The organism is Wolbachia endosymbiont of Drosophila baimaii (genome assembly GCF_028982185.1).
Taxonomy (GTDB): domain Bacteria; phylum Pseudomonadota; class Alphaproteobacteria; order Rickettsiales; family Anaplasmataceae; genus Wolbachia; species Wolbachia pipientis.
In genome coordinates, this window is record NZ_JAPQLE010000205.1 from 1 (window position 1) to 6,969 (window position 6,969).

At 35.7% G+C, this 6,969-nt stretch carries 8 protein-coding genes; 2 read left to right on the forward strand and 6 right to left on the reverse strand.

From position 1 onward, the window contains the following. Positions 1-407: 407 nt before the first annotated feature. Positions 408-1,154 (forward strand): signal peptidase I, encoded by a 747-nt coding sequence (gene lepB / locus OZD66_RS05875; RefSeq protein WP_077188309.1) that lies wholly within the window; start codon positions 408-410, stop codon positions 1,152-1,154. A 7-nt stretch (positions 1,155-1,161) separates the two neighbouring features. Here the strand turns inward: lepB and hscA are convergent, their stop codons facing one another. The 4 genes from hscA to iscU are packed head-to-tail and all read right to left on the reverse strand — an operon-like array spanning position 1,162 to position 4,155. Further along, positions 1,162-2,919: a Fe-S protein assembly chaperone HscA gene (hscA, locus tag OZD66_RS05880; RefSeq protein WP_182367924.1), complete on the reverse strand. Its 1,758-nt coding sequence runs from the start codon at positions 2,917-2,919 to the stop codon at positions 1,162-1,164. Beyond that, positions 2,897-3,355, reverse strand: a complete 459-nt coding sequence (locus OZD66_RS05885) for an iron-sulfur cluster co-chaperone HscB C-terminal domain-containing protein (protein ID WP_182367922.1) — start codon at positions 3,353-3,355, stop codon at positions 2,897-2,899. Before OZD66_RS05885 ends, hscA begins: the two co-directional genes overlap by 23 nt. Then, positions 3,348-3,752 (reverse strand): HesB/IscA family protein, encoded by a 405-nt coding sequence (locus OZD66_RS05890; protein WP_077188307.1) that lies wholly within the window; start codon positions 3,750-3,752, stop codon positions 3,348-3,350. The genes OZD66_RS05885 and OZD66_RS05890 overlap by 8 nt, the downstream gene beginning before the upstream one ends. Positions 3,753-3,762: 10 nt before the next feature. Then, positions 3,763-4,155: a Fe-S cluster assembly scaffold IscU gene (iscU, locus tag OZD66_RS05895; RefSeq protein WP_182319561.1), complete on the reverse strand. Its 393-nt coding sequence runs from the start codon at positions 4,153-4,155 to the stop codon at positions 3,763-3,765. Positions 4,156-4,358: 203 nt separating this feature from the next. Here iscU and ftsY point away from each other — a divergent pair, with 203 nt between their 5' ends. After that, complete coding sequence (ftsY, locus tag OZD66_RS05900; protein WP_182367920.1) at positions 4,359-5,270, forward strand: signal recognition particle-docking protein FtsY; 912 nt, start codon at positions 4,359-4,361, stop codon at positions 5,268-5,270. Here ftsY and radA read toward each other — a convergent pair. Continuing rightward, on the reverse strand, positions 5,257-6,600 hold the full coding sequence (radA, locus tag OZD66_RS05905) for a DNA repair protein RadA (protein WP_182367918.1): 1,344 nt from the start codon (positions 6,598-6,600) through the stop codon (positions 5,257-5,259). The two genes, ftsY and radA, sit on opposite strands and share 14 nt — an antisense overlap. A 125-nt stretch (positions 6,601-6,725) precedes the next feature. Then, entirely contained in the window at positions 6,726-6,893 is a 168-nt protein-coding gene (locus OZD66_RS05910) for a hypothetical protein (protein ID WP_182367916.1), read from the reverse strand. Positions 6,894-6,969 lie beyond the last annotated feature (76 nt).

The window sequence follows — 6,969 nt, forward strand, 5'->3', positions numbered from 1 at the left end:
TATTAATATAAATAACAAATTACTATTCTTAAATTTGATCAGATTGATTGCAAAAAAACAAGATTTTCAATAAGTTGCTTATAATCCTAACTATAGTTAGCCTTTCATAAGTAGCGATGCAACAAAGCCATTCCAGTGTCAGCTACTTTCATAACACCATATTACCTTAACAAAAGCAAATGTTCGTACAGATGTGTATCAGCTACTTTCATCTGCCACCTGCAAATTGCAATGTTCGTACAGTTATGTGTCACGCTACTTGGATGACACCGTTGAAAGAAATGAACCGCCTTTTTAAAATTGTTTTGAATAGAGGAATAACATTCACAAGTAAAATTTCATATTACCATTTTTTAATTTATGTATTATAATAAGCTTAATCTATAAGAAAAACAAAGTTGGAAAAGTTGGAAGAACTAAGCAAAAACTGGGTGATAAGAACGGGAAGATTTTTATCTTCATTGTTTTTTTTACTGTTGATTGCGCTATCAATACGTAGTTTTTTATTCGAGCCATTTCATATACCTTCTGGTTCAATGAAAAGCACCCTACTTGAAGGGGATTACATTTTTACTAGTAAATATTCATACGGTTACAGTAAACACTCATTTCCATTTTCTCCAAACATTTTTAGCGGCAGGATTTTTTATACCCCTCCAAAGCGTGGCGACATAGTAGTTTTCAAACCCACAAGAAATGACAGCATCAGGTTTGTTAAGCGAGTAATAGGAACACCAGGTGACAAAGTGCAAATGATAGAGGGAGAATTATACCTAAATGATCAGAAAGTAGAGCGAAGGCAAATTGAAAGTTTTTTTGATTATGAGTCGAATCGTAACATACCAAGATATATAGAAACGCTTTTAAGTGGCAAGGAGCATGAGATTTTGGTAGATAACATTTCTAATAAGCTATCATATAACACTCCGGTTTATTATGTACCTAACGATCAATTTTTTGTTATGGGAGACAATAGAAATAATTCTTTGGATAGCAGGTTTCCTGAAGTTGGTTTTGTACCAATGGAAAATATCATTGGGCGTGTAAGCATAGTTGGTTTATCATTTAAATTAGGAAAGGTCGATTGGTTACCATTTAACTTCAGACTACCTGTCGCTCTGAGATTAAATAGAGTATTGCACAAGGTTGTGTAAGCTTTTTCTACCTATTTGTTAATTCACACAACTCTAAAGAAGAATTTTCTAACTCGGCGATAGCGTTGTTAATTTCATTCAAGTCATTGCCTTGTAAAGCGTTTTTTGCGTTTTGTAATAGGTTTTTCAACTTTTGATCAGTGGAAAGGTTATTATTGTTTTCAACCAAGTGTATGAGTTTATTTCCATTAATTTTAGCACCTGCAAGGGAACGAGCCTTCATATCTTCATCAAAGCTGTTTATTGACTGGTTAACCATATTTTGAACATCAGCTTCACTCAAGCCAAAACTTGAATTTACTTCAACTGTCTGCTCGATTCTGGTGGTTTTTTCTCTTGCAGTAACAGTCAAGGTTCCGTCAACGTTAACTGTGAATTCTATTTCAACTCTTGCAGAACCTGCAGGCAGTGGCGGTATGCCTTTTAGTTCAAACTGCGCTAGAGATTTGTTATCCTCTATCATTTCACGTTCTCCCTGACAAACGTGAATTTTCATTGCTGTTTGTCCATCGACATAAGTTGTAAACTCTTTTATTTCTGAAACTGGTAGTGGCGTATTTCTTGGTATGATTTTTTCAACTATGCCTCCCATAGTTTCTATGCCAAGTGATAAAGGTAAAACATCCAGGAGAATATTCCTATCTTTTGAGCTCGAAATTAAATCATGAGCCTGCAGAGCTGCCCCAATGGCAACTGCTTTATCTGGATCCACGTCATTTAGTACTTTATTTCCAAAGAGTTTGACTAGTGAATTTTGAACCAATGGTGTTCTAGTCGCACCACCAACTAAAATTACTCCTTTTATATCATCAATTTTAAGATCTATATCACTTATAGTACGAGTGACTATATTGATAGTCTTATCGACCAAAGAACTGATTGCCTGCTCGAATTCTTCTCTGGTAATTTCGCACTCAAATGGCTTGCCGTTAACATTAAATTCGAAGATACCTATAGTGTGATTGCTTAGGTACTCTTTCACAGAGCGTGATTCGATAAGTAAGGAATTTAGTTGCTTAGGGGTTTCTCCAGTCTTTTCTCTATACTTATTAAGCACAATTGAACTCAGAAGATGATCAAAATCATCTCCACCGAGTTTAGTGTCACCACCAACTGCAAGAACTTGAAACACTCCTTGATGTAATTTCAATATTGAAATATCAAATGTTCCTCCACCAAGGTCATAAACTGCATATATTCCACTGTTATTGTTCTTTTCAATGGAGTAAGAAAGCGCTGCAGCGGTTGGCTCGTTAACGAGGCGAAGAACTTCTATGCCGGCTAATCTTGCTGCATATTTGGTTGCGTTACGTGCTGAATCGTCAAAGTAAGCTGGCACAGTAATCACTGCTTTTTTTACTTCCAGCCCCTTAGACTTTTTTACCCTCTCACATAAAGCTTTTAATATCTCAGCAGAAATCTCAATAGGAGTAAGATACTTTTCCTCTGCGCATTTTATTCTAATAACTTTTTCGCTTTCATGATCTATTTCAAAATTGACGCCTTCTTTACTTAATTCTTCAACACTTTTACCCATTAAACGCTTTATTGAGTAGATTGCATTTTGACCGACATCGTAGCCAGTTTTCAATGTATTATTTTCATATGAAAGAGCAGAAGGCAGCAGTTCTCTTCCTTGTTCATCTTTAAATATCTCCACGTTACCAGCTTTATTTACCATAGCAATCAAAGAATTGGTAGTACCAAGATCTATACCAAAAACTACTTCACTTGAATTTGGTTCAGAAATTTGAATTGGTTGCATTCTTTTTCACCTCCTCAAATGACTTATATAAATATTTCAATCTTAAGACTTGTGTAGCAGCTCCATCAAAATTCTTTACAGCAAAAGTGTTAATTAGGTTTTTAACACAATCTTTTATTTTTTCATCAATCATCCTGCTTGCAAATTGTAGATCATCGCAGTCCAGCAAATATTCTCTTATTTCCATTGATTCACTTAATATTTCAGAATTTAAGTGGTCCTTTTGGCTTTTCACATCAAAAAAATCTAGCAAATGCTCGGCACGTTTTAGCGGTGACTTTAGTATCTGATAAGCTCTGTTAATATTTTCCATGTTTTGGGACTGTCTTTCATTTATATCAGTCTTGCTTAGCTCGATATATTTTTTCTCTAACTCATCAAAGCTGATATTGAAAGTTGGTTCAATTTCAAACAATGTAAAATAGCTGCTAGACATGAAAACTCTCTCCACAACCACATTTTCCTTTCTCATTAGGATTTTTGAAAACAAAACCCGATGAAAATTTTTCTTCCACATAATCCATTTCAGAGCCAAGAATAAACATGACGGATTTTGGATCGATCAACACTTTAACTTTTTGGTCATCACTGCAGTTTTCCTCAATTATCGACTCTAAAGGACGAGTATCATACGCATATTCAATATCATATTTTAAACCAGAACATCCTTTTTGTTTAATTAGCACTCTTATTCCTATTGCTTCTTCTGATTTCTCAAGGTTAGTATGCTTCTTTTGGTCCAATAAATACTTTATCCTTTCTACTGCTTTCGCAGTTATAGTAATAAGTTTTTTATCTTTCTTTATAGCGTTTACTCCTTGATATTCACTCATGCTTTAGTTCTCAATGTCCACCTTTATTTTGTTTACTTTGATAATCATGAATAGCAGCCTTTATAGCATCTTCAGCAAGCACCGAGCAGTGTATCTTCACTGGAGGTAAAGACAACTCCTCCACTATTTGAGTATTCTTTATCTGTGTTACATCTTCAATAGCTTTTCCTTTTATCATCTCTGTTAACAAGGAACTTGAAGCAATGGCAGAACCACAACCAAAAGTTTTAAATTTTGCATCTTCAATAACACCTTTGTCATTGACCTTTATCTGCAATTTCATTACATCACCGCACGATGGTGCACCAACTAAACCAGTACCAACATTTGGATCATTTTTATCCAGAGAGCCAACATTCCTTGGATTTTCGTAATGATCTAAAATTTTTTCATTATAACTCATAAAATTACCTGTGAACCGCTATTCTACGTTATAACATATTTAGGTTAAAAACTAAAGGAAAACAATCGTTTTACGTGATTTTTACTTTCAAAATTCCCGTAAAACGACTGTTTAACTTTACAAATACACATAATACGTGTATTTCTTTACAATCAGCGTCTCTATGTTGTCATTAAGTTTATAATTTAAAAAGGAGTATTCCCTTGAGTTTGTTTAGTAACCTTTATAAAGGCTTGTTAAAAACTTCTTCTCGCTTTAGCGACGGGGTGAAAAGTATTTTTTCTGGCAAAAAAAAATTAGATCAGTCGCTTTTAGATGAATTAGAAGAATTGCTAATTAGCATGGACATTGGTCATAAAACTTCTAAGTTGATTATCGATAGGCTCACAAGCATCAAGTTTGACAAGGAAGTTGAACATAACATTATCACACAGCAGTTAATGAACGAAATAGAAGCTATATTGAGCCCAGTTGTACAGCCGTTAATTTTAAATAAAAAACCACATATAATAATGGTATGCGGAGTAAACGGTAATGGTAAAACCACGACTATAGGTAAGCTTGCATATAAATATAAGGAGATGGGAAAATCCGTTATGCTTGTTGCGTGTGACACATTTAGAGCTGCTGCTAGTGAGCAGTTAAACATTTGGGCAGAACGTTCTGATTGCTTGATTGTTACTGGAGAGTACGGTAGCGACTCTGCAAGTGTGGCATATAGAGCTGTAAGTCAAGCTATAAAAGATAACGTTGATGTTGTTCTAATTGACACAGCAGGAAGGCTGCAAAATAATGTGAACCTTATGGAGGAGTTATCAAAAATATATAGAACGATAAAGAAATTGGATGACACTGCCCCTCATGACGTTATTTTAGTTCTTGACGCAACTACCGGCCAAAATGCTTATAGCCAATTAGAGGCATTTAGTAAGATGGTCAATGTTACCGGGCTAATCGTAACAAAGCTAGATGGCACCGCTAAGGGCGGAGTAGTAATTGGACTTGCAGAAGCTTATAAGGTAAAGTTGCATGCTATAGGAATTGGTGAAAGTATAGAGGACTTAAAAGAGTTTACTAGTAAAGAATTTGCTGAAGCGTTATTTAATTGTAATTAAAGACTTCTCTTAATTCCCTTACGTGACCAAGCTTAATTATCTCAATATCATGAGAAGAGTAATTACCATTTTTAGGCATAATTGCTTTTTTGAATCCTAACTTTTGTGCTTCTTTTAGTCTAAGATCAGCATGCGAGACATTCCTAATTTCTCCAGAAAGTGCAACTTCACCGCAGATTATTGAAGAAGTTGGCAGCGGTAAATTTACTACACTTGAAATAAGGGAAGCAGCAACAGCAAGATCAGCCGATGGTTCCTGTATTTTGAGTCCCCCTGCAATGTTTAGGTACACCTCTTTATCATGCAAAAACATTTTGCAACGAGCATTTAGCACCGCGATGATCATAGCCAACCGATTAATATCCCACCCAACTACTGCCCTTCTTGGGGTTGCCATATTAGTCCCTGCTATTAATGCTTGCACTTCCATTAAAATTGGTCTTGAACCTTCAATTCCTGCAAATACGGCGCTGCCAACTACTTCTCTGTCATGGGCCATCAGAAACAATGATGATGGGTTATCAACAGGCACAAGTCCAGCTTCAGACATCTCAAAAACACCAATTTCATTTGCAGGGCCAAATCTATTTTTAATAGTACGCAAAATGCGATATTGATTACTATTTTCACCCTCAAAATATAGTACTGTATCTACCATATGCTCCAGGGTTTTAGGTCCTGCTATTTGTCCATCTTTCCTTATATGGCCAACTATCAAGAGAGAAACACCATATTGTTTTGCAAGAATGGTTAATTCATGTGCACAAGTACGAACCTGAGTTACAGTTCCTGGTGCCGATGTAATTCTGCTATCATACATTGTTTGTATAGAGTCAATTACTAAGAATTTAATACTTTTGTTTTCCTTTATTGTTGCTACTACATCAGTTAAAGACACTGTAGATAAAAGCTTAATTTTAGGTTCATTTATCTTAAGACGCTTTGCTCTGAGACTCACTTGCTCTAAAGATTCCTCGCCGGATACATAAAGACATTCAAAAGAGGAAAGTTGCACAACATTAGCTGCAATTCTAAGCAAAAGGGTGGATTTTCCAATACCAGGTTCGCCTCCAATTAAAATGCTAGCACCTTGAACGATACCCCCACCAAAAACTCTATCTAATTCTTCTATTCCTGTTAAAAAACGACTTGGAGTGATAATTTCGCTACCCGATAACGTCTTTATTAAAATTGGCGCAGATATACTTCTTTTGCCCGTTTTTACTGCTATTTCCTCAACAACTGTATCCCAATTGTCACATGCAATACACTTCCCTACCCACCTACCAGTGCTATGACCACAGGATTGACATACATATACAGTTTTCATTAAAATCAGAATTATTTTGTTATAATTGTAATAAAAATTAGCTGAATAGGCGAAGTAAATCTAAACACTGAGTCTCACAAACGTTGTGGTGCGAAGATAATTGTCATAAGTTGTGCCATTTAAATTCATGCACAATAATTGCACCCTCCAGGATCCAGGTAGCCCCTTCTTCCGTCATCCAAGCAGCCTCCTTCTCCCGTCATCCGAGTAGCTTGACTACTTGGATCCAGAAGACTTAATTCTAACCAAGTGGCTGCATAATAAAGACTGGATTCCAGCGGGCTTTGTTGCATCGCTAGCTATGATGGATTAAAGATAAAAAAGATGGAGAATATCAGTAGCTTATTATTCTGGTATTTATAACAAGAA